The organism is Halonatronomonas betaini (assembly GCF_015666175.1).
GTDB classification, from domain to species: domain Bacteria; phylum Bacillota; class Halanaerobiia; order Halanaerobiales; family Halarsenatibacteraceae; genus Halonatronomonas; species Halonatronomonas betaini.
The window spans coordinates 30,122-52,786 of the sequence record NZ_JADPIE010000003.1 but is presented as its reverse complement, the minus strand read 5'-3'; the positions used below and the strand labels follow the sequence as shown (position 1 = coordinate 52,786).

General features: G+C 33.9%; 17 protein-coding genes and 2 pseudogenes. 2 read left to right on the top strand and 17 right to left on the bottom strand.

Annotated features, from left to right (window positions below; translation table 11 throughout):
• Positions 1 to 98: 98 nt before the first annotated feature.
• The gene (locus tag I0Q91_RS05695) at positions 99 to 1,025 is read right to left on the bottom strand and encodes an ATP-grasp domain-containing protein (protein WP_270453454.1); all 927 of its coding nucleotides are present in this window, start codon (positions 1,023 to 1,025) and stop codon (positions 99 to 101) included.
• Positions 1,026 to 1,249: 224 nt separating this feature from the next.
• On the opposite strand from I0Q91_RS05695, the gene I0Q91_RS05690 reads away from it, so the two are divergent.
• Positions 1,250 to 1,474 carry a hypothetical protein gene (locus I0Q91_RS05690; protein WP_270453452.1) on the top strand — a complete coding sequence of 75 codons (225 nt, stop codon included), beginning with the start codon at positions 1,250 to 1,252 and terminating at the stop codon, positions 1,472 to 1,474.
• Positions 1,475 to 1,498: 24 nt separating this feature from the next.
• Positions 1,499 to 2,095, top strand: a complete 597-nt coding sequence (locus tag I0Q91_RS05685) for a hypothetical protein (RefSeq protein ID WP_270453451.1) — start codon at positions 1,499 to 1,501, stop codon at positions 2,093 to 2,095.
• 94 nt (positions 2,096 to 2,189) lie between these two features.
• Here I0Q91_RS05685 and I0Q91_RS05680 read toward each other — a convergent pair whose 3' ends face one another.
• The 16 genes and pseudogenes from I0Q91_RS05680 to I0Q91_RS05615 form a co-directional block, all read right to left on the bottom strand.
• On the bottom strand, positions 2,190 to 3,518 hold the full coding sequence (locus tag I0Q91_RS05680) for a UDP-glucose dehydrogenase family protein (RefSeq protein ID WP_270453450.1): 1,329 nt from the start codon (positions 3,516 to 3,518) through the stop codon (positions 2,190 to 2,192).
• Between the two features lie 255 nt (positions 3,519 to 3,773).
• Positions 3,774 to 4,793, bottom strand: a complete 1,020-nt coding sequence (locus tag I0Q91_RS05675; protein WP_270453449.1) for an NAD-dependent epimerase — start codon at positions 4,791 to 4,793, stop codon at positions 3,774 to 3,776.
• Between the two features lie 80 nt (positions 4,794 to 4,873).
• Entirely contained in the window at positions 4,874 to 5,929 is a 1,056-nt protein-coding gene (locus I0Q91_RS05670) for a type I phosphomannose isomerase catalytic subunit (protein WP_270453448.1), read from the bottom strand.
• Between the two features lie 86 nt (positions 5,930 to 6,015).
• Positions 6,016 to 6,639: an acetyltransferase gene (locus tag I0Q91_RS05665; RefSeq protein ID WP_270453447.1), complete on the bottom strand. Its 624-nt coding sequence runs from the start codon at positions 6,637 to 6,639 to the stop codon at positions 6,016 to 6,018.
• A 73-nt stretch (positions 6,640 to 6,712) separates the two neighbouring features.
• Positions 6,713 to 7,315 (bottom strand): hypothetical protein, encoded by a 603-nt coding sequence (locus tag I0Q91_RS05660; protein WP_270453446.1) that lies wholly within the window; start codon positions 7,313 to 7,315, stop codon positions 6,713 to 6,715.
• Positions 7,302 to 8,435: a hypothetical protein gene (locus I0Q91_RS05655; RefSeq protein ID WP_270453445.1), complete on the bottom strand. Its 1,134-nt coding sequence runs from the start codon at positions 8,433 to 8,435 to the stop codon at positions 7,302 to 7,304. Before I0Q91_RS05655 ends, I0Q91_RS05660 begins: the two co-directional genes overlap by 14 nt.
• A gap of 306 nt (positions 8,436 to 8,741) precedes the next feature.
• Positions 8,742 to 10,628 carry a polysaccharide biosynthesis protein gene (locus tag I0Q91_RS05650; protein ID WP_270453444.1) on the bottom strand — a complete coding sequence of 629 codons (1,887 nt, stop codon included), beginning with the start codon at positions 10,626 to 10,628 and terminating at the stop codon, positions 8,742 to 8,744.
• A 201-nt stretch (positions 10,629 to 10,829) separates the two neighbouring features.
• A complete protein-coding gene (locus I0Q91_RS05645) occupies positions 10,830 to 11,825 on the bottom strand; it encodes a type II TA system antitoxin MqsA family protein (protein WP_270453443.1) in 996 nt (331 codons plus the stop codon).
• A gap of 26 nt (positions 11,826 to 11,851) precedes the next feature.
• Positions 11,852 to 12,259, bottom strand: a complete 408-nt coding sequence (locus I0Q91_RS05640; RefSeq protein ID WP_270453442.1) for a hypothetical protein — start codon at positions 12,257 to 12,259, stop codon at positions 11,852 to 11,854.
• Between the two features lie 456 nt (positions 12,260 to 12,715).
• Positions 12,716 to 13,117: a hypothetical protein gene (locus I0Q91_RS05635; protein ID WP_270453441.1), complete on the bottom strand. Its 402-nt coding sequence runs from the start codon at positions 13,115 to 13,117 to the stop codon at positions 12,716 to 12,718.
• 69 nt (positions 13,118 to 13,186) lie between these two features.
• Positions 13,187 to 13,354, bottom strand: a pseudogene (locus tag I0Q91_RS14480) (Rpn family recombination-promoting nuclease/putative transposase); the annotation flags it as partial.
• A 344-nt stretch (positions 13,355 to 13,698) separates the two neighbouring features.
• Positions 13,699 to 16,806 carry a DEAD/DEAH box helicase gene (locus I0Q91_RS05630; protein WP_270453440.1) on the bottom strand — a complete coding sequence of 1,036 codons (3,108 nt, stop codon included), beginning with the start codon at positions 16,804 to 16,806 and terminating at the stop codon, positions 13,699 to 13,701.
• Between the two features lie 4 nt (positions 16,807 to 16,810).
• The gene (locus I0Q91_RS05625) at positions 16,811 to 17,632 is read right to left on the bottom strand and encodes a hypothetical protein (protein ID WP_270453439.1); all 822 of its coding nucleotides are present in this window, start codon (positions 17,630 to 17,632) and stop codon (positions 16,811 to 16,813) included.
• Between the two features lie 430 nt (positions 17,633 to 18,062).
• The gene (locus I0Q91_RS14415; protein ID WP_345790960.1) at positions 18,063 to 19,295 is read right to left on the bottom strand and encodes a LegC family aminotransferase; all 1,233 of its coding nucleotides are present in this window, start codon (positions 19,293 to 19,295) and stop codon (positions 18,063 to 18,065) included.
• Between the two features lie 360 nt (positions 19,296 to 19,655).
• Positions 19,656 to 20,273 (bottom strand): annotated as a pseudogene (locus I0Q91_RS14410) (reverse transcriptase family protein); the annotation flags it as partial.
• Positions 20,274 to 20,623: 350 nt separating this feature from the next.
• Positions 20,624 to 22,657, bottom strand: a complete 2,034-nt coding sequence (locus I0Q91_RS05615; protein WP_270453437.1) for a retron Eco8 family effector endonuclease — start codon at positions 22,655 to 22,657, stop codon at positions 20,624 to 20,626.
• Positions 22,658 to 22,665 lie beyond the last annotated feature (8 nt).

Sequence of the window (22,665 nt, the reverse complement as noted above, 5' to 3'; positions counted from 1 at the left end):
ATTATTTAACCACAAATTATATTATACTATTTATTGGAGATTAAAACAAATTGGCAGTTTAACTTTTTGCTCTCATTGTTCAAGTCATATTGCAAAGGCTACAGCAGGCTGCCAAGATAGTCGGCTATCTTCTTCATACCAAACATTCCGGCTCTGGCCTCTGCCGGTGGATTGTAATTTGTATTGGTATTGACATCATAGGTGTAGATTTGGCCGTCGCTATCTCTGATAAATTCGATGCCGGCTATCTGGATGTCGTTTTCAGCGAGAAACTGTTCATATCTGGCTATAAGTCTGCTAATGGCATCCTGGTTTTCGGTGAAATCTTCTATGATCTCGAATTTATGGTTGGTGGTGGGACAGAACTGATCGCCGACCTGGCAGACATCTGCCGGGCAGAGTTCAAAGCCCTGGGAGGTATCGACCCTGACTGCATAGAAAAACTTGCCACCGATAAATTCGCACCTGGTGATATAATTATCTGGAGAATCGATATATTCCTGGATAAGGGTGATTCCATCGATTGACTGCTCAAATTCCTGACTATCGAGATAGTCTTTCAGACTAGCAGCATTGTTGAAAAGTTTAACGCCGAGGCCTTTACCGGCCCGATTATGCTTGGTAATAAACTGGCCTGTAAATTTCTCTGCGGCCTTAAGGATATTATCTCTGCCGACAGCTGCAATAGTCTTGGGAGTTTTAATCCCAGCAGCCTCAAGAGCGGTATACTGGGCCACCTTGCTGACCTCAAGCTTTAAGGCATTGCTGCTATTAACCAGGGTTCTCCTGTGGTTTTCGAGCCATTCAAGGACTGCTGCTGTGTATTCAGGGGCATAGCGATGGCCTCTGGTATGGGATGAGGCACTCATCCGGTTATAAAAGACGCCTTCAGGTGGTTCAGTTGTAAGATCCAGCATGCCCTGGTCCAGGTGCCAGTCTTCATAGGGCAGATTCTTTTCTTTGAGTGCACTAATTAAAGGTTCGGTCCATTCGTCGTTTTCGTGGATTATATATATTTTTGGCATTAGATTCATCCTTCCGTTTGTTCACCTTAAAAGCGGTGAATTCTCATATTTCACCTGTATAAAGGTGAATTTTTATGGGTAATCGTTACATGTATTGCATTAACATGAGTAAAAAAGGGCGAATTTTACCCATAAATTTATTTTAACACATTATACCAGTCAATAAAACTGGTTCTGGCAGTGTAAAAGCTATTATGTTATAATTCTTGTAAGGAGTGAGAACTATGAGAGAAATAAACCTTGAAGAATATAATAAAAGTAAGAGGGAACGGAAATTAAAGATGTTAAAAATTCGGGACCGGCTCAGGGATGAAAATAGTGATCGCTCTGGCAGTAAAAATCGCTCCCAGGAAAAAAGGGTTCTCTTATATAAACTTGCGCTTAAGGCAAAAAAGAGAAAGTTTAAGAAGATTTCTGATAGTGAGTACAGGTTACTGGATAATGAATAAGCACTAATCACAGGGGTGAAATTAATGAGTTATGAAAAAGAAATAAAAAAAGTTCTTTCATCTGGTAAGGATGAGTTAGATAAAAAGATAGAAATTATTGCAATCATCACCTCTGCTATTGAAGAAAATTTAAATATTAAACCAGTTGTTGTTGGCGATCAGGCAGTAGAATTTTATACTACTGGCGGTTATTCAACAATGGATATTGACATTATCTGTGAAAGCTCAATAGCTGATATTGATGAGATCTTAAGTAATTTAGGATTTACAAGAGATCAAAAATATTGGGTTTATGATGATGAGGAACTTGAATTAGCAATTGAAGTTCCATCAGGCCCCCTGGCCGGGGATAAAGAGCGTATAACTAAAGTTCACACACCTAATGGACATACTGCCTATTTTATTGGGATAGAAGATATTTTAATTGATAGATTGAATGCCTATGCCCACTGGAAAGAAAACTGGCAGGAAGAATGGATATTAGGAATGATGATATTAAATTATGATGGAATCGACTGGGATTATATCCAAAATAGGGCTAAAAATGAATTGGTTGAAGATAATTTGAATGAGTTAAAATTTAAAGCTAAAAAAGTTATTGAAAATGATATAGATAATTAGTTTTCCGCAAAGAATAAATATAATAATGAAAACCAGGAGGCCGGTCAGACTTCCTGGTTTTAGTATATATAGCTATATAATTTTAGTGTAAATGTTAAACTCCGACGCCGATGTAGTCGATGTCATATTTGGCGACTTCTTTTTCTTTATAGACGTTGCGGAGGTCAAAGAAGACCGGGTTGGCCAGGAGGTCTTTGACCCGCTGGAGGTCGAGACGGCGGAACTGATTCCACTCGGTGACCAGGACCAGGGCGTCTGAACCTTTCATGGTATCATATTCATTGGCGCAATAGATAATATCCTGCTCGTATTCCTTGAGGCGCCAGGTTGATTCTTCCATGGCCTGGGGATCATAGGCCCGGATTTTAGCTCCAGCTTCAATTAGCTCTGGTAAGATAGTTAATGCCGGTGATTCCCGCATATCATCGGTCTCTGGCTTAAAGCTTAAGCCCAGGACGCCCAGGGTCTTGCCTTCGAGATCATCGAGGCGACCGGTGATCTTTTCGACCATATGCTTTTTCTGATACTCATTGGCCTCGATGCCGGCCTGGATAACCTTGAGATCGACATCGTGCTCATTGGCTATTCTGACGATGGCTCTGGTATCTTTAGGGAAACAGCTACCGCCATAGCCTGGACCACTATGTAAAAACTTATCGCTGATCCGGCCATCCATGCCCATTGCTCTGGCAATCTCCTGGACATTAGCTCCAACTTTCTCGCTGAGAACTGACATCTCATTGATGAATGAGATTTTGGTGGCAAGGAAAGCATTGGAGGCATATTTGATCATCTCGGCAGTTTCAAGGTTTGTATATACAAATGGTACATCATTTAGATAGAGTGCCCTGTAAACCTCGCTTAAGATCTCTCTGGCCTGCTCGCTTTCAGTACCGATAACGATTCTATCTGGATGGGTAAAGTCATGGACTGCCTTACCTTCCCTTAAGAATTCTGGGTTACTGACGACATCAAAGTCAAAGTTGGCGCCACGTTCATCAAGCTGCTCCTGGATGGTGGCTGCAACCTTGCGGCCGGTGCCGACAGGGACTGTTGATTTGTCAACGACAACCTTATAACCATTCATGTTCTGGCCGATAGTTTTGGCAACCTCGAGAACTGCGGTGAGATCGGCGCTGCCATCCTCATCTGGTGGGGTGCCGACTGAGATAAAGATAACCTCACTCTCTTCAACTGCGGCAGCAACATCAGTTGTAAATGAGATTCTGCCCTCTTCCATATTTCTATCAAGCATATCCTGGAGGCCCTGCTCATAAATTGGGACCTCGCCCCGCTTGAGCTGCTCAATCTTCTCTTCGTTAATATCGACGTTGATAATTGTGTTACCAAAATCTGCAAGACAAACTCCGCCAACTAAACCAACATAACCTGTTCCAATAATACTGATCTTATTCTTGTACATTCAATAGTCTCCTCCTATTTCTCTACCAAACCTGGACCAGTCTTTACTATAATTTATTCTCTTTTAAGCTTTTCAATTTATAACCTAAAGGATAATATTCCAGGCAGGTAGCTAACCTAATTTTTATTGTAAATAATCATTTTGTGAAAAATATATTAATAGCCAATTCTATTCTAACAAATTAAAGGCCGAAGCTCAATGAATTTTTAAAAATATTTCCATGATTTTGCTAAGAGATTAATTCTCATGCAGAAATTATAGATAATAGTCCCGGTACCAGCTGATAAATTTGCTGATGCCTTCAGAAAGTGGGGTGTCTGGTTCATAGCCGACATCTTCTATGAGATCGGTGCAGTCGGCATAGGTTGTCTTGACATCGCCTGGCTGCATCGGTTTAAAGTTCTTTTCGGCTTCCTGGCCCAGTTCTTTTTCGATGGTTTTAATGAATTCCATTAGGTCGACAGGGCTGTTATTACCGATATTATAGATCCGGTAAGGAGCTTTGCTCCTGGCGGGATCAGGATCCTTTGCGTTCCAGCTTTTATCAGGGCTGGCAGGCTGGCTGCTCAGTTTATAGATGCCCTCAACGACATCATCTATATAGGTGAAATCCCTGGACATATCGCCATGGTTAAAGACATCGATTGGCTCATCATTGACGATGCGCCTGGTAAAGATAAAGTAGGCCATATCCGGTCTGCCCCAGGGGCCATAGACTGTAAAGAAACGGAGCCCGGTTACTGGCAGATCATAAAGATGGGCATAGCTGTGGGCCATCAGCTCATTGGATTTCTTGGTGGCTGCATAAAGACTGACAGGATGATCGACATTGTCAGAGGTCTCAAAGGGCACCTTTCGATTGGCTCCATAGACAGAACTTGAGGAGGCAAAAAGCAGGTGCTTTACATTATTATGGCGACAGCCTTCCAGGATATTTAAAAAGCCGACAAGATTGGAATCTACATAGGCATGGGGATTCTCCAGGCTATATCTGACACCGGCCTGGGCTGCCAGGTGAATTACAATCTCAGGCTGATAATCTGTAAATGTGGTGGCGATTAAATTTCTATCCTTGAGATCGCCTTTTACAAAGGTGAAATTTGGATAGTCCTTAAGAAGATCGAGGCGATCTTCTTTAAGCTGAACAGAATAATAATCGTTTATATTATCCAAGCCGATAACCTGACTGCCGGCTTCAAGGTAACGCCTGGCCACATGGAAGCCGATAAAGCCGGCTGCACCGGTGATCAGGTAGGTTTTATTATTGTTTTCCATAAAAAAACAACTCCTATGTAAAGTAATGATCTATAAGTAAAATAATAATTTATCAGTAATATTAGTCAGTTATAAAGGCTTTAATCAGTCAAAAATGCTTTAAGCAGTCTGGTCTGGCCAACAATTTCGTAATGACCCAGGGCGGCAGGGATTAGAAAGCTCTCGCCTTTAGCAACTTTTAGAGAACCATCGCTGTAATTGATTTTAACCTCGCTGCCTAGATTCATATAAATATAGAACCTTCTATTTTTAGTGTTTCCGGTATAGCGCTTAAATATGTTGATTAGCTCAACATTAAAAAAGTTTGAGTTTTTAAGCTGTCTGACCTGGTGGTCAGGGTTATCGATAAGTAAATTGCCTGGCCTGGTCTGGCGATGATTGCCAGGGGTTTGCCTGGTCTGGTGCTGATTGCCAGAGGCTAGCGGCTCATGGCCAGGCTGGTTATGATTAAAATTAATGACGTCAATGGCTTTATCAATATGTAATTCCCGAAAGTTGCCGGCATCATCGGTTCTATCCCAGTCATAAAGCCGGTAAGTTAGATCTGATGTCTGCTGGATCTCGGCCAGCATAACGCCTTTGCCGATAGCATGAACTGTGCCGGCAGGTATGTAAAAATAGTCGCCGGTCTTAACCGGGACAAAGTTTAGGAGATCCAGGAAATCAGGACCGCCAACAGCTTGAGTAAATTGGTCTCTGGTGACACCATCCTTTAAGCCATAGATAATGCTGGCTCCTGGCTCGGCATTCAGGATATACCAGAGCTCGGTCTTGCCGCTGCCACCGGCTTCATTTTTAGCAGCATAGGCATCATCTGGATGGACCTGGACAGAGAGGTTATCCCTGGCATCGATGATCTTGACCAGCAGGGGAAAGAGGTTATCTTCGCTTAATTTTCTATTCTTACCTGAAAGTTCTCTTCCTAAAACCTCCTGCCTCTTTTTAGCAATAAGCTCCAGGAGTGAGAGACCGGCATAGTCGCCATTGGCGATAATAGAGATATCATCGCCATGGCTGCTAATCTCCCAGCTCTCACCAATAGGGCCGGCCGGGAGCTCCCTGGCAAACTTTCTGGCCAGGCTCCTGCCGCCCCAGATCTTTTCTTTATAGATCGGTTTAAATTTTAATGGATACATGTAAAAGACTCTCCTCTATCAATTTATACAGGCATTTAATCTTACAGTTATTTAATCTTAATTGCTATTAACTAGTTTAAAATACTTTAATTGATATCCCGGACTTTCTCAGCAGGTACCCCGGCATAGACAGCATTGGCTTCAAGATTATTGATAACGACTGCGCCGGCTCCAACAGTGACATTTTCGCCGATAGTGACACCTGGGAGAACTGATGCACCAATGCCAATATGGGCGCCTTCTTTAACTGTCACATTGCCGCCGAGATTGACTCCAGGTGAGATATGGACATGATCTTCTATTCTAGATTCATAATCTACAGTGGCGCCAGTATTAATGATTACATTGTCACCGATAACTGAATTGGAGTTAATAACTGCACCGGCAGCGATCAGATTGCCAGTACCTAAATCAACGTGGGAGTTGATGGTGGTATCAGGATGGATCGCATTAATCAGCTGGACATTATAACTGCTTAGCTGATTAAAGATCTTCCTTCTGGTCGGATTATGGGAAATGGCAATAATCACACTGGCCTCAAGCTCTTTAAGCTTGCTGACATAACCTATAACTGGATAATTATTAATCATCGTGTCGTGGGTAGCCTCATCTTCATCGAGAAAGCCGGCAATATCCTGGCCTCTCTTTTCTAAAATATCGAGCACAACTCTACTATGACCGCTAGTTCCAATGATATAAGTCTTTTTCATGATTAATAACCTCCAAATTAGTATATTTTTAAATTACATGCATTTATAAATTATATCTAATTTAAGCTATATTTCAAATATATTCATTTTTAATTTCTTGTTTGGTAGTATGTTGATCAAACTTTAAAAGACGTGGTATTTTATCTGTTGGGATTTCAAGAATTCCATTAAATAAAGTATTTAATTCATCATCAATATACTCATTTAATATTAGTGAAATAAAACCATCTTCTTTATTAAACATTATAACTGGATAATCATATTTATCTTCAATACTTTTAATTAAATTCTCACAGGCTAAAACTTTTTCTTCATCTATAAAAGTCAACTTATAACAAAAATATGAAACATTAAACCCTTTATCAAAGAGTTCTCTATTAAAACCTGCATTATTGATTAAATCTTTACTTTTAATATTATAATAATTATCAAGTTGTTCTAATTCAGCATTTTTGCATGACTTAGCTTCAAATAAAACTAAAATACTCTTATCTTGATTAGCAATAATAATATCAGGCTTTACTGTTTTTCCTTTGCCATTAACAAAAGATTGTTCTATAGCCATAACTTTATATCCAAGATCATAAAAGGGGGAAGGAAAGCCAGTTCTTGGCAAAGTTAAACCAATTATAATATTTAATAATTCATTTTCATCACGATAACTAAAATAGTTCATTATCATCCCCACCCCATACTTTAATTTCAGAATCGAGATATTGTTGAATATTGCATATCAACCTGGCTACAGTGTTACCGCAATTGTTTTTAGATAGATATAATGTTATAAAATCTTTGGTGATTTCAAATGTCATTTTATTACCTTGATTTCCACTATGAAGATCTATTGCATGAACTTTATAATAATCATCATTGATTTTCTCCGGGTACCCCCACAATTTAAAAGGCTTTTTATTAGAAAAAATGACTTTTATAATAAAATCTAATTTTAAATCTTTCCTTGAAAATTCTATATTTATAGGAAGGCCACTAAACTTAGTATTTGAAAGACCAATCGTATAATTTTCCTCTATATTATATACTCTTTTTTTGTAATTATCATATATTTTATTAACAAGCCATAAATGCTTATTAAAACTATCTCCTCTAGTAGAAAACTTCCCATCATACCTAAGGTCATCTAAGATTCTTGAATTATCATCTTCTTTGATTAAAAGACTTAGATGAGATATTCCAGTTAAATATGAAAAATCTTTATTATCATTTAACATTTCAATTAAACTCTTAATTTTAGCCTCACCTGAATCAACTTTAATATTTACATTATCTTTTTCTTCTCCTAATTCAGAATCTTTACTTTCGATAGATATATCATTATGATTTAAAGAAATACTCCTCCAATAAGAATATTTTTTTGTGAATTGCATTAATTTTTTAGTTAACCAAATATTATCTAAACTAGATACCCGACTAATCATTTGAGAAATTACTTTATCTGTATCAGCTGATTTTTCAGATGTATGAAGTAAGAAGAATCTTTTATCATTAGCTGCATCTAAAAAAAACTCTATATCATTATAGTTTAATTTAAATAAATATTCATCATTTGTAGGTTTCATTTCTAATTTATGCTCTATTTTTTTATTCTTTTCAGCAAAAAACTTTAAAAAATCATCATGGGAGGGTTCATTAATTTTATTAATATGTCCTTCAACCAAATAAGTTTTAATTAAATTTTGATTGTAATTTTGTTCTTTTTTATCACGTCTATTAACATAAACATTATTCATTATGTCATTAAAATTAGTATATAATTCATGTCTACTGTTAACTTTCATAAATACCCTCCCCTCTCAAAATCAAAATTACAAGGTTCAAATAACTAAAACTTTATTATTTGAAATAATTATACCTTTTATTTAATTATCAATCAAAACAAACACTTGTTTATATAATTCGCTCTCTTCTTAAATTCTCCTGCAAGAAATAAAAAAATTTTAAGTTGTTTTTGTTCCGGTTTTAAAGTTTAATTAGAGAACCGCCTGGTTGCCTGATGGTTACCAAACGGTTTCTCTTAACAAATTTCTTGAAGTTTTTAATATAGCTGGCTAAATAATAAAGATGCTATCTCAATGGAAAGTATTTTAATTATTAATGTCCTGCTGGAACTTTTCATCAAAGATGACTTCCTGGACATTACTTCTATTGGGCTCATATGTTTTAACCAGGCTCTTTAGCATAGCAATCAACTTATTATTGTTATCCCGGTCAATTAAGTCACAGAATTTATCAATTTCATTCATCAGCTTACAGTCAGGCCTTTCAGCCAGATTGGAGATAAAGATCCGCTGATGCTCGGTAGCCTGATTATTCTCAGAATCACTCATTAGCTCTTCATAGAGCTTCTCTCCAGGGCGGAGGCCGGTAATTTCTATATCAATATCAACCTCAGGCTCTAAGCCACTGAGGGAGATCAGATCTCTGGCCAGGTCAATAATCTTTACCGGCTCGCCCATATCAAGGACGAAAACCTCTCCGCCATCGCTGATAGAGCCGGCCTGCATTACCAGCTGAACAGCCTCGGGGATAGTCATGAAATACCTGGTAACCTCTTTATGGGTGACAGTTACCGGGCCACCTTCAGCAATTTGATTCTTGAAAATAGGCACCACACTGCCGCAGGAACCGAGAACATTGCCAAATCTAACAGCGGCAAAATCAGTCATCGATCTATTATCGAAATCCTGAATAACCATCTCGGCAACCCGCTTGGTCGCTCCCATCACATTAGTCGGGTTTACTGCCTTATCAGTAGAAATTAAAACAAACTTCTCTGCTCCATATCTATCAGCCATCATGGCAACATTTCTGGTGCCAAAAATATTATTTTTAACAGCTTCACCAGGATTATTTTCCATGAGAGGCACATGCTTGTGAGCAGCGGCATGGAAGACCACATCTGGTTTAAAGCGGGCAAAGAGATAATTAAGCTTGTCAGGATCTCTAACATCGCCTATCGCAGTAAATATATTAAGCTCTGGATACCGCTCTCTTAATTCCCGCTGCAAAAGGTAAGCATTATTCTCATAAATATCAAAAATGATGACCTGCTGGGGGTTAAATCTTGCCACCTGACGGCAGAGCTCAGAGCCGATGGAACCGCCGCCACCGGTGACTAAAACCCGCTTGCCTTCTATGTAAGAGCTGATCTTATCGGTCTTAAGCTCGACAGGATCTCTCCGGAGTAAATCTTCAACCTTAACCTCACGAAGCTGGCTAATATTAACCTCATCCTGTAAGATCTCATACATTCCTGGTACAGTTTTAACAGAGACAGAACTATCTCTACTGGCTAATTTATAGACCTCTTTGATATCACTGCCAGGAGCTGAAGGAATGGCGATAATAACCTCATCTATATTATTATTAGAAATAACATCAGGGATATCATAGCGGTTACCGATAACTTCTATCCCATGAATCTCCAGGTTCCTCTTTTCAGGATCATCATCTATTAAACCTATTATATGTTTATTTAACTCAGGATGTTTATGCATCTCTCTAATAATCATTTCAGCTGCATCTCCAGCACCAATAATTAAGACATTGCTTTCAGGCTGAGTCTCCCTGGAATGGTCAAGATAATCCTTAAGAATTCTTAAGGCAAATCTAAACCCACCAAGAGTAAAGATTATAAGCATAAAATTAATTAAGGGAATTGATCTAGGTAGATCAATCTGGAAAAAATATGTGTAAGTCATAAATAAAATATTAATAAAGGCAGCATTCTTAACGATAGACTTTAACTCACCGATAGAAGCGTATTTCCAGAGCCGATTATAGAGATTGGAAATATAAAAGGAGCCAATCCCGATAATTGTAATCACAGGAATAAAGCCAAACTGATATCTCCAGGGTTCAACTGTATCAAATCTAAGTACAAAACTAACATATAATGCTAAATTAAGCAGGATCATATCGATTAAAATCAGAATTCTTTTCGAATATATCTTAGTAATAAAATCTTTCATAATATAAACTCCCTTTTTTATGCTATTTAACCTCTTAAATATTTAGTGTTACAAATTCAGCCTAACCAATAGAGTCATTTTAATAAAATAGATGCCAATATACATACTTCTCTATTATCCAAAAATATCCTGCAAAGAACGAAAAAAATTATAAAGGGTTTTGCATTTCTTTGTAGGCTTTGAAATTTGAAAGCCTATTTTTTAGTGTATCCTATCAAATAGTTCTTTACTATACTCATCAATATCTTCAATATTTAACATATCATATTTACGCTTAACGGAATTAAAATAACTGGCAATCAAATCTTTACTGATAATCTGATTGCTTTTTTCATCTGGTTTCAAATTTTTCCTGGTTAAGCGCCAGGGTTCTTCAGCATGAGTCATCCGTTCAAGCGTCTTTCCACTATAGCAGCCAAATTTGTCAATGATGTTTTCCAGGAACTCGGCATCAAGATCAGTTAACCCTAAATCACCAGAAATCTCCAAATTGTTTTCAATCGGATTATAACCATAATCACGGTATTTAAAATAAATTTCCTTATAAACTGGTCCATGAACCCAGGCTTCGCAATCCTCATCAAATAAAAATTCATCATAAAAGGCCTTATAAAAACCCTGGCTATAATATAATAGTTTTTGTAAAGCTAAAGGAGTAACCTCACCAAGCCCTCTTAATAAATACTTTATCACAACATCTATTTTATCTATAGTTTCAGGATTATCGCTACTATTCTTTAAATTTTTAATAGCTTCAAGTGCTTTATTAAAAGCCTGCTCAGAAACCTTATCCCGATTAGAATATAATAGAGATTCCATATATTTATAGTCATTTTTAATCTTCTTTAATATATCAGAATAAGCCTTTGAGGGGATATCACCTTCGAGATAACGAGTTAGAGTCGTTTCACCCCAGCCAAGCATTAAAGATAACGGTCTCTTGCCAGCATTATATTGCTCGACTATTTTTCTGATTTCAGCGACAGTAATAATATTAGCCTCTTTACGATAGGCATGATCAATTCTTTTTAAATTCTGGTCATGGAGTTCTGAAACAAAAATCTCCTCGCCGCAATTTCCACAATATGCAGTCTTATTTGTATACTCAAACTGAAGCCCACGAATAGTCTTAGTTTCAATATTCTCTTTAACTTCATATTCAACGGTTTCTCGACATTCAGGGCAAAATATTTGCATTTGAATCCCCTCCTTTAAATCTGAAATTACTCTTTAAATAAAAAATTAATTGGTTTTTGTAATTTATGAAAAGATATAATATACAAAAACTCATTCTCCCTTATCAAATTAAATTTAATATAAATATCGACATCCAGAAATTCTCCAAAATAATTGAGTACTTCATCTATACAAAAGACATATAATATTTCGTGTTTATATTCTTCTTTGACATTATCAGCAGCATAACAGAAATTATCCACTGACAAACGTAAAATGATTTCTTCTATTTTTTTCGTTGTCAAATTATAATCTTCCATAAATTTTTTATTCTCATCACGGTTTATGGCAATATAATAAGTTTCCTTAACTATAGAAATTTTAATATTTTTAAGATAATCTCTTATCTCTTTTTTACTGAAATCAGTATATTTTTTTGGGTTATATTCTGCCACATGACCACCCTTCCAATATACCTATTATCTATAAGTCAATAATACACTATTAATACGAGATAGTCAATTAAATGTATTAATTAATACACTTAAAATAAAAAAATATTAATTAAAACACATTTACCTATAATTAATTCCCTAAAACGTATTATAAAATACATTCTTATGTTTACATCATTCGCCCTCTTCCAAAATTCTCCTGCAAGAAAATAAAAAATTTCAAATTATTTTCTCCAGATCCCAGGGGACCCTCCGGTTACCCGACGGTTACCAGGTAGTATCTTTGAGCAAATTTCACAAAGTATTTTGCCTTAAATTTCTAAAGTAATTGGTATCAATTAATAAAAGCTAGAAAGTTAACACTCTACAAAATTAACTTAATAATAAAGACTCCCAAAAAGGGAGCCAATAAAACAAACTGTTTGATCTAATATATTATCAGTGAGCTAAACTTTACTAATCTAAAATTTGAAAGACATCACTCTCACTACTAATGCTCCTAATATTTAAAAGAATCTCATTCAGTTTGTCATAGTTGCAATCATTTAATCTTTTAGTAAGAACATCAGAAAGACTAGTCCCTAATTCTTCTTTTAAAAGCTTTTTTACAGTTTTCAGCATTGATTGCCTGACTTTCTCTTCACCTTCTTCTTTAGCCCTGGTATAAAAACTATCTTTAACTTGCATAAAATTCTCACTCCCTTCAGGAATTTTTTCAATTAATACATCACTAGCTTCATCAACATAATCAGCAGGACTGCAATACATTACATATTTTAATGATAAAGCAAGTATCTCATCTGCAAGTAAAGGCCCTTTCTGTTCTTCTTTACTTAGTGTGTCATAGTATTCCTTCAAAGTATCAGTGTAATCATTAAATTTAATCCAGTAAAGATCAATATTATCTGTTCTCTCATCTTCTTTAAGATTAGCTTTAAAGATTACATCTGTTCTGTGTTCATCAAAATCTCTGTCAACATAGGTTTCTTCAATTGTATTGAGAGTTTCTAGATCTATTCTTTCTAAATCATCTGGTGGTAGTAAATTCTCTAGTAGATCAATAGTATTCCTATTTCTACCAAATGTTTTCCTAAAATATTTGTCATGGACCTTAGTTAGTTCATTTTTCTCTTACATATATATAAACAACCCCTAATATTTCAAGTTGATAAATATCTTCTTTGTAGTTTTAATTATATCATAAATATCTTTTAATTAACATGAATATCAAACAGAGGTTCTTTTGGGAAGATTAACATCACTGGTTCCTGGTTTATAGGGCTTCTTTAAAACCTCTTTGTCAATCTCTCTGGATTAATTTACACTCCAGTTTTATAATTTAACCAGAGGACCCTCCGGTTACCCGACGGTTACCAAGCTGTATCTATGAGTAAATTTCACAAAGTTTTTATCAAAAATCTAATTATTAAAATTATTAATTACTCTAAAATCTCCCAAATTCTTTTCCATTCGTTACCCTCGAGACCAGTCCCTCTACTATATTTTTGCCATTTGTCTAAAGAAAGAGTCTCTAACCATTTACGAGTCCCAGAAAGTTTCATTTCTTTTATTGAAAATTCGCTATCCGGTATTTTTTTGCTGAAATTAACAGCTAATCTTCTAGGTAAACCAGCCATTCTTAAAGCAACACCTTTATCATCTGGAACCCCATAATAAATCATACTAGGCAAATTTAAAATATCATCAGTTTCCTCATCATCAGATAGAGCAATTGACTGCATTGCTCCTACACCCCATGAAACCTTACCTGTTATAGTCTGATATATATACCTAATAGTTTTTCTCAAATTAGTTTTTCCAATATTACTTGTTTTTATTAAATTATTATGAATATCAATTAAAGAATGACCATTAATCCATGCATTAGTAATTTGAGCAACAAGAACAGAATTAAAGTCACCGGTTTTTCCTAATCCTAAATTTATTTCCGGAACACCAGATAAAATTTTAATCAAACCTGCCATTTGTTCAGGTTTTGAAACTATATTGTCCAAATTTATTCTTCTGAAATCTGGCAAATCATTCTTCTGCGATAAGAGATAATCAACAGTCATAGAACTAAAACCTGTCTTATCAACTAAATCAGCAATACTTTTCCAGTTATCTTTATCCTGCAAATAATTTAAATATTTTTTTGCAAAACCTAATAACTTTCTTCTTTCTGCTTCCCCTTTTTCTGACAACTGTTTATAAGCAAGGCTCAACCTTAATAATTCATCGATTACATCTTCCGGTGAATCACTGATCTCTTCTGAAATATCCATAATATTTAACGTTGATGATATAAATTGAAGAAGCTGGGACAAAGCCTGATTATCAGAAACTAAATCTCTATTAAATCTTACTGATAATTCATCAAGATTTTTTATTGTTTCAAATATAGCAGAATTAATACCAGAACCCTGCTTATTAATAAAACTTTTTATTTCTTTATAACGTTTTTCAGAATCATCAACTAAAAAGATTACTCTCCCAACGTAATCTTTAAAAACTCTGCCAGCCCGACCAGCAATATTCCAAAAAACATCTGGATCCATTTCTTCATTTGCTTGATATGCTCGAGGGAAAAATATAGTTCTAAAAACAACAGTAGAAATCGGAAAATTCATACCCTGGGCAAGCGTAGTAGTTCCAACAATATAATTTATATCTCCCCTGGTAATAAATTTCTCTATTAAAATCTTAACTTCTTCAGATAAACCACTATGATGAAAAGCTACCCCTTTCTCCAAACAATTAATTAACTCATGATCATCTCCTAATTCTTCTTTAATAAATTTAATAAATATTTTCATGTCATCACTTAAATCTTTTTTAAGATCAATAGAATTAGCAAGATGACAGGCTTGCATTTCAGCATGAAATGGAGATTCTGCCAGGATCATTACGGCTCCTTTATCAATAAATCTTTTTGCAATTTTAGTAGCCATGGTCTTATAATTATCTGGTTTTGGAGTAGAAAAAGTTATTTCTTCTTTAAATTCTGTATACTCAAAATCTTCATCACTTTGTTCTGGCTTTATTGTCTCTAGTTCAAAATTATAATACCTCTCTCCATCAGGCTTAAATCTATTTAAAATGCTTATCAACTGCCGGGTAGGTCTCCATTTACTATAAACTGGTAAACCTCTATCTCCACCAAGCCAATCAGCTATCAATTCTCTATTTGTATCGCCTTTTATAAAAGGAGTTAATAATACAGTTCTAATAAAATCATTCTTCCTCTTTAATGTAGCCAAAAGAAATTCTAATGCAATTCCTCTATTTTCATCTGAAATATTATGGGCCTCATCTATAACTACAAAAGATAACCTTTTAACTGATTCATGATTAGACCTGACAAGTAAATTTAATTTCTCTGGAGTTGTCACTAGAATATCAATTTTTTCGTCTAATAATTCCTCCTCCACTTTATCAAGCTCATAAGCAGGAATTGTAGCCTCAATATTATAATCCATATTTTTAAAAGTATTCCTTAAATCATGTAATGATTGGTGAACTAATGCTCTTGTAGGGACCACATAAGCAATTTCTGTATCTCTATTATATTGTAAAGCCTGAGCAATCAGGTAATGAGCTAAAAAACTTTTTCCAGCACTAGTATGCATCTGAACAACAATAGAAGATTTTCTAGGATCAGTGATACCTTTATTAAAAGCTTCAACTTGTGATGGTAATAATTGAAAAATAGGATTTTCAGAACCTCTGGCTACCATTTCTTCAATAAATATATCAGCTCTAGTTCCAGTTTTAAGTTGTTTCCATATACTATTTTTTATTAAATATTCAAGACCTTTAATAATATTTTCAATAGAATATTGAAACATAGAATCAAGTCCATGGCTCATAACATCTCTAATATTATCATGAAATTTTTCAATTTTTACCTCAATTTGAGCAGGTTTACCCTTCTCCAAAAAACTATTAACTTCATTTAAAGCTGCAATTATATTATATAAAACAACTAATTGTGCTATTTCCATTTGAGAAAGTGGTTTATCTTCAAGCATCATATTTTCCTGGTTCTCTTGAATATTTTTAAGTTGCCCAATTTTTAAATTTATTTTATCAATATCTTCAAAATTATTGCCCTGTCGAACAATTAATAAATATAATCTCATAGTTTCCAAGTATAAAATTTCTAACCAATTATAGTCATAATAATCAAAGTCAGTAAGATCTATTTCAGATAATAATAGTTTTATATCATTTATTTTCCCATTAATTAAACCCTTTGATGAAAGAGCAACCAATTGATTATAAAAGTTAAATAAATCATCTTTAGAGAGCCTACTTAAATATTGATCAGTAAAATTCAAAAAATATGATGTATCAAAATCACTTTTATTTCTACCAGAATCTGAATTATACATAGCATGAAGAAACCGAGAAAAGATATTTGCAAACTCACTCAAATTATCATCAATCTCATAATCATCAAAGTTCATTAAATTCCGAGTGAATTTCTCTTTTAATCTTTCATAAATAATATTACTTTTATCTCTTATCTGTAATTTAGAGTCCAAAATATCACTCCCCTCGAGCCATATCATAAACCTTCTTAGAAAGTTTATTAATGTCTTCAGCTATTTTGACAATAACAAATCTAACTTTCTGATATTCATTAGAATCATACTCTAATAAGTTTCCCAGATCTTCAATACTATAAGCTTCTGCATCTCTTAATAAAAATGGATTGCCAATAATCACTAAAGTACTTTCTTCATTTGTAAGTCTATTGAAAATATCAATATACAATTCCTTTTTATCAGCAGAAACATTTTCAAGGTAATATGCTAATTCAGATGTTATTTTCTCTTGATCAGAAAGTAAATGAGGAATTCTTATCTCAAGGCAACCATCGTCACCTGGATTATGAACTACTCCAGGTGGATTTCTCTTTTCAGTTGAAACTTTAACTTCACCTAAAACCAATACAGGAATTTCATTATCAAATTCAATACCTAAAAAATCAATACCTCTAGTTGGCAGCATAGGTATTTCTTTTCTTTTTAATCTATTTAAATGGAACTCAGTCTCAAAATAATCCATTAATGTTAATTGGGCAATTATTTCTCCAAACTCTGATCTTACTACCTGGAAATTATCTATTCCATTATCAGACCATTCAGGTACTCTGTGTTTAATTAAATTTTCTAGCATAACGGTTTCAAGGGGCCCAGTCACTGGCAATTTTTCAGATAAAGATTCTAAATCAGTATAAAACTTTTTAACTTTATTAGCTAAATTATTAATTTCAGCTTCATTATCTAAAGATATACATAAGTCAAAACCATAATAACGATTATGTTCATTTGTTACAACTTCTTTATTATCCAGTTTTATAGTCATTTAGAATCTCTCCAGATATTTAATTTATTAAAATCAAACACCTGTTTATATACTTCTCCTTAATCTAAAAATCTCCTGCAAGAAAACAAAAAAAATTAAAAGATTATTTTACCTAAAATTTTTCTTTTAGGGAAGATTAACATCACTGGTTCCTGGTTTATAGGGCTTCTTTAAACATCCAGCTTATAACCCTTTTTGCAGTCCCCCAATCGACCTAGATCCAATTTAAAACCACGTTCATCAATATATACATCAAACCAGACTAATAATACGTAATACCCTGGCTTTTTAGCATTATTGATGTATAAATATACACCGGAGGCCACACCGATCCAGGTGCCTGGCACCGTACTTATCTCACACAAAGCCTCATATACCAACTAAATCAAACATTTAGTGAGGTGCCAGGTACCGGCTTAATAAGCCTAAATCAGCTCTTAAACTCCCTCAAATACCTAACCACTGTCTTAACCTGCTCGGCGGTTAAATTGCTGCTGCAGGGCAGATTAATCAAATTCTGCTGGTAATAAGGAGCCTGCTCTATCCTGTAAGCCTGGCAGTCGAGATATGGTTTCTGCTGATGGATCAGTCCCCATAACGGCCGGGTCTGGATCCCAACAGCATTAAGCTCCTGCAGCAGCTCATCCCGGTCGATGCCATAAAGATCAGGATCAACAAGCACTGAGTAGAACCAGTGATTTGGCCGGCAGCCTTCATTAAAGGCCATCAGCTCAAGCCCATCTATCTCAGCAATAGCTTCCTTATACCGGCGATAATTCTCAATCTTTGTCGCTATAAACCCTTCTAGCCGGTCGATCTGGTCGGTGCCAAAAGCGGCCTGAATATTAGTCATTCTGTAATTATAGCCAACCTCATCATGGCGGTAATAGAGCCTGTCAGATTTAGCCTGGGTCGAAAGAAACTTAGCCTCCTCTAAGAGATCACTCTCCCTGGCCACAATCATTCCGCCACCGCCAGTCGTAATTATCTTATTGGCATTAAAGGAATAGACACCGATATCACCTATAGTCCCGCAATACCTGCCAGCATACCGGCCTTCAGTATAATACGAGCCTAAAGCCTCAGTCGCATCCTCTATCACCTTTAAGCCATATTCCCTGGCGATATCGATCAGTCGCTCCATATTGACCGGGTTGCCAAAGACATGGACAATATTTATCGCCTTTATCTCCCTGCCACTGCTTTTATTTATCACCCTGCCATCAGTTAATTCGCATTCATTTTCCAGGAATTCCTCAAGCTTATCAAGGTCCATGTTCACTGAGCCTTCATTGGTAAACGCATTGGTCGGCTCAGCACTAGGCCCAGCGGGGCCGTCGTCGCTATCGCAGTCTATAAATACCGGCTCTGCCCCCATATATCTGATCGGGTTAACTGCAGCTATAAAAGTTACAGTCGGAGCTATAACCTCATCACCTGGCCCTATTCCTAAAACCCTCATGGCCAGATGCAACCCGGCTGTACCTGACTGACATGATACCGCCTGATCGACTCCAACGTAATCTGCCAGCTTCTCTTCAAACTGATCTATAAATTTACCGCCAGTCGATACCCAGCCTGATTCGATGGTCTCCTCTATATTTGGGAGGATGTCTTTTGAGAGGTTCGGTACTGATAGTGGTATGTTCTCTTTTTGTGACATTTTATCACCCTTATAATTATATTCATTATTAATATCTGATAAATCTTCTAATAAAACCTCTAAGTTTTTTATTAATTTAATGTGTTTTTCTTTATGTTTTCCGTCTTTTATTGGTATCCAGTCAATTAAAAATGATCGATAACCAGCTAAATAATTTATTAAATCATCTTGGTTTATAAAGTACTTTTCATCATTGGTTTTCATATCATATTTTTTATTTCTATAAATAAAATTTTCTTTATTTAATATATTAATAAATTCATCTACAGACTGGTTATCATATAAATACAAAATCATAGAAATATCATGATTTCTTTTTCTTGATAACCTAATATTGTTACCTACTACAAACCCATTTAATGATATTTCATTTTGAGATTTTATAGTTTTAGTAAAATTTAATTTAAATCCTTTATCTTTTAATATATGTCTTATTTTATTTGTAAAGTTTCTTTTATGCAAATATGATTCTTTTGAAGAAAATAATAAATCATCAGCATAACGGCTATACTTAATATTTATTTTCCTACAATATTTCTGAAACCTGATATCTAATTGTCTAAATACTATATTTGATAATACTGGAGAAGTTATGGCTCCTTGAGGTAAAAAGTCATTGATCGTAACTAAATCATTAATTAAATCTAATACAGTTGGATTATCTTCATCTTTAATTTTAATATAATACTCTAATGTCTCTTTAATCATTTTTGTTTTAATCGATTCAAAAAAGTCCTGAATATCAAGCCTTAAAAAATAAGTTGTTTTATTCTTATCTTCATAACAATGTCTAACAAGAAAATCCTTATAAGAGTAACCACTTACAAAACCATATACATGATCAGCAATTGGTATTTCATTTAAAAAATTATCTTTTAATTTAGTTTGAACTTCATATAAGCCAGTATCTTTTTTCATACTATAAATAAATCTATAACCATTCTTTTTCTCATATTCAAACCTTAAATATGAGTACATTTTATTTGAAATGATTTCTGCTAGCTCGTCTTGTTCTTTATCTTCAATAATATATTTATAAAAAAAGTCTTTACTATAAATTTTAATAAAAACCACCCCAAAAAAATATAAAATAAAATAGAGTGAGTACTCTCTCAAGACACGCGAATGCGGTCCCGGTAGCTTTGTGAAGACACATTGTAAAATCAAATAACAAAGCTACTTGTAAATTAAACTCCCCTGGCTTTATTAAAATAACACTCAACCATCAATAATGATCGCCACTCATTATTAATGTCAGCTATTCTAATATATGTTTCATACATCAGGGTGCCACAATGGGCAATTCCTACTCACCCTATTTTATAAGCTTATTTAATAACCATATTTTTAATTTTACTTAATAGTTCACTCAATTCTGGAAAATCATCATTAAAATTATCATGATTATTAAAATAATAATTTAAAAATGATGTTATCCAACCTTCAGTCTTCTCTATATTATTTGATATGTTATTAATTTTTTCTAAAATTTCTTTTTGATCATACTCATTAAAATTCACATTATATTTATTTGCTAATTTGTCAATTTTATCGTTAGAATATTTATATTTTAAAGTTGAATTTAATTTTCCTTCAACAATTAACCTATATAAAGTGACTTTGTATTCTTCATTCTCCGGATATAAATCAATTAAATAATTTAAATCATCTTCTTTTTTAAAGTCATAATTTAATAGCCATTCTCGGAAAATTTCATAATTATTTTTATTAATCAAAATTCCTTCTATTGTCGTTTCATTAACATAAATATTATAAAGCAAACAGTATTCTTTTATCAGTTTTTTAAGTTCAATAAAGTCTTTATATTTCTCATCCGCATGAAGTATCTTTTTAAAAGAAAATTTATTATCTAATAAATTCTGAATAGAAACATGTATTTTTTTGATCTCTTCTCTTTCATCACCATAATAATATTTTTCTTTTTTACTTAAAGTTTTTTTATCACTTTCATTATCATTATTTTTAGTGCCAAGTGGATTTAATTGTTTATTTTTTATTGATATCTTATTTTGTTTATAATTATATTCTATAATTTCATCCATATCAACCACAAATAAATAAGGAACTGAATATGAAGATTGTTTAGGAATCAATAAAACATCATTTTTAGAATTTGATAAATTATGATAAAACTCTACCTGATCTATTTCTGGATATAAGTCAATAATATTTTGATTTAAAAACAACTCTAAATCTGAATCCCCTTCTAAATAAACAATTGCCCTGGCAAATAACAAATTAGCTTCTGTTTCAGTTATAACATTATAGCTACTTTTTACTTGTTTAGTCTTTAATTTAGAATACGAAGTGTAATTTTTTTTAAAACTAAAATGAAATAAATTTGCATTATCTTTTTTTATTATATGTTTCGTAAACCTGGGGGAATGAGTTGCAATAATAAATTTTAAACTTTTGCTTTTTGTTTTATCAGTTACAGCATTTCGAACAATCTTTTTTGATAATTTATCTACATAATAGTTATGTAAACTCATTTCTGGTTCATCAACAAGTATTAATGGTTCAGCAAGTTTCTTCTCAGAAATTTTATAAACTAAATCTATAATAACATTAAAATATTTAAATAAATTGGTACCATCAGAATAATAATCAAATGATTTATCCCCGCTTTTTAAATTTTTGCCGCCTAAATATAGCTGAGAGAGATTAATGAAAACTTCTTTAGTATTAAATCCTCTAACATCAATATCCCTATTATCCATTATACTGCTTAAAAATTCAACAACATCTTTATTTTCTTTACTAATAATACCTTTATCAGTTTGATCTTCTGTATTAAAGACTTCTTTTTTTATATAGTTTCTAATATCACCTTTGGATTCCACAGATAATCTACTTAAATCTCCAATAATATCCCATAATAGCTGCCAGTCAGAAACCTGTATGTTATTTGACCTAAACAAATAAAAAGGATAAATATGTTTCACAGCCTGTCTTATTTTAAATCCATAATTCCATTCAGGTTTTTCATTCTTATACTGTTTTAAAATAAGTTTGAAAGAATCATCATTTAAATTATCATCCTTAAATTCCATTAATCTATTAATATAAATATTATCCTTAATGCTATGGCTTTCCATTTCAATCAAACTCAAATCATATTCAATTGAAATTTCAAAATATTGACTATAGGGATTATTTTTATCATGAAAATCCTCATTAAAATTATCTTCTGTCAAATTACTATAAAAGTAATCCAATGCTTTAATTACATTAGTTTTACCAGTACCATTTTCTCCAATAAGAAGATTTATGTCATCAATATCCAGAAAAATGTCTTTTAATGATTTACAATTTTTGAATTCAATTGACTTAATAGGCATATTATATC

Excerpts from the sequence above, each read along its gene's own strand:
- I0Q91_RS05695 (WP_270453454.1), bottom strand. The coding sequence starts at position 1,025 with ATGCCAAAAATATATATAATCCACGAAAACGACGAATGGACCGAACCT.
- I0Q91_RS05690 (WP_270453452.1), top strand. The coding sequence starts at position 1,250 with ATGAGAGAAATAAACCTTGAAGAATATAATAAAAGTAAGAGGGAACGG.
- I0Q91_RS05685 (WP_270453451.1), top strand. The coding sequence starts at position 1,499 with ATGAGTTATGAAAAAGAAATAAAAAAAGTTCTTTCATCTGGTAAGGAT.
- I0Q91_RS05680 (WP_270453450.1), bottom strand. The coding sequence starts at position 3,518 with ATGTACAAGAATAAGATCAGTATTATTGGAACAGGTTATGTTGGTTTA.
- I0Q91_RS05675 (WP_270453449.1), bottom strand. The coding sequence starts at position 4,793 with ATGGAAAACAATAATAAAACCTACCTGATCACCGGTGCAGCCGGCTTT.
- I0Q91_RS05670 (WP_270453448.1), bottom strand. The coding sequence starts at position 5,929 with ATGTATCCATTAAAATTTAAACCGATCTATAAAGAAAAGATCTGGGGC.
- I0Q91_RS05665 (WP_270453447.1), bottom strand. The coding sequence starts at position 6,639 with ATGAAAAAGACTTATATCATTGGAACTAGCGGTCATAGTAGAGTTGTG.
- I0Q91_RS05660 (WP_270453446.1), bottom strand. The coding sequence starts at position 7,315 with ATGAACTATTTTAGTTATCGTGATGAAAATGAATTATTAAATATTATA.
- I0Q91_RS05655 (WP_270453445.1), bottom strand. The coding sequence starts at position 8,435 with ATGAAAGTTAACAGTAGACATGAATTATATACTAATTTTAATGACATA.
- I0Q91_RS05650 (WP_270453444.1), bottom strand. The coding sequence starts at position 10,628 with ATGAAAGATTTTATTACTAAGATATATTCGAAAAGAATTCTGATTTTA.
- I0Q91_RS05645 (WP_270453443.1), bottom strand. The coding sequence starts at position 11,825 with ATGCAAATATTTTGCCCTGAATGTCGAGAAACCGTTGAATATGAAGTT.
- I0Q91_RS05625 (WP_270453439.1), bottom strand. The coding sequence starts at position 17,632 with ATGACTATAAAACTGGATAATAAAGAAGTTGTAACAAATGAACATAAT.
- I0Q91_RS14415 (WP_345790960.1), bottom strand. The coding sequence starts at position 19,295 with ATGTCACAAAAAGAGAACATACCACTATCAGTACCGAACCTCTCAAAA.
- I0Q91_RS05615 (WP_270453437.1), bottom strand. The coding sequence starts at position 22,657 with ATGCCTATTAAGTCAATTGAATTCAAAAATTGTAAATCATTAAAAGAC.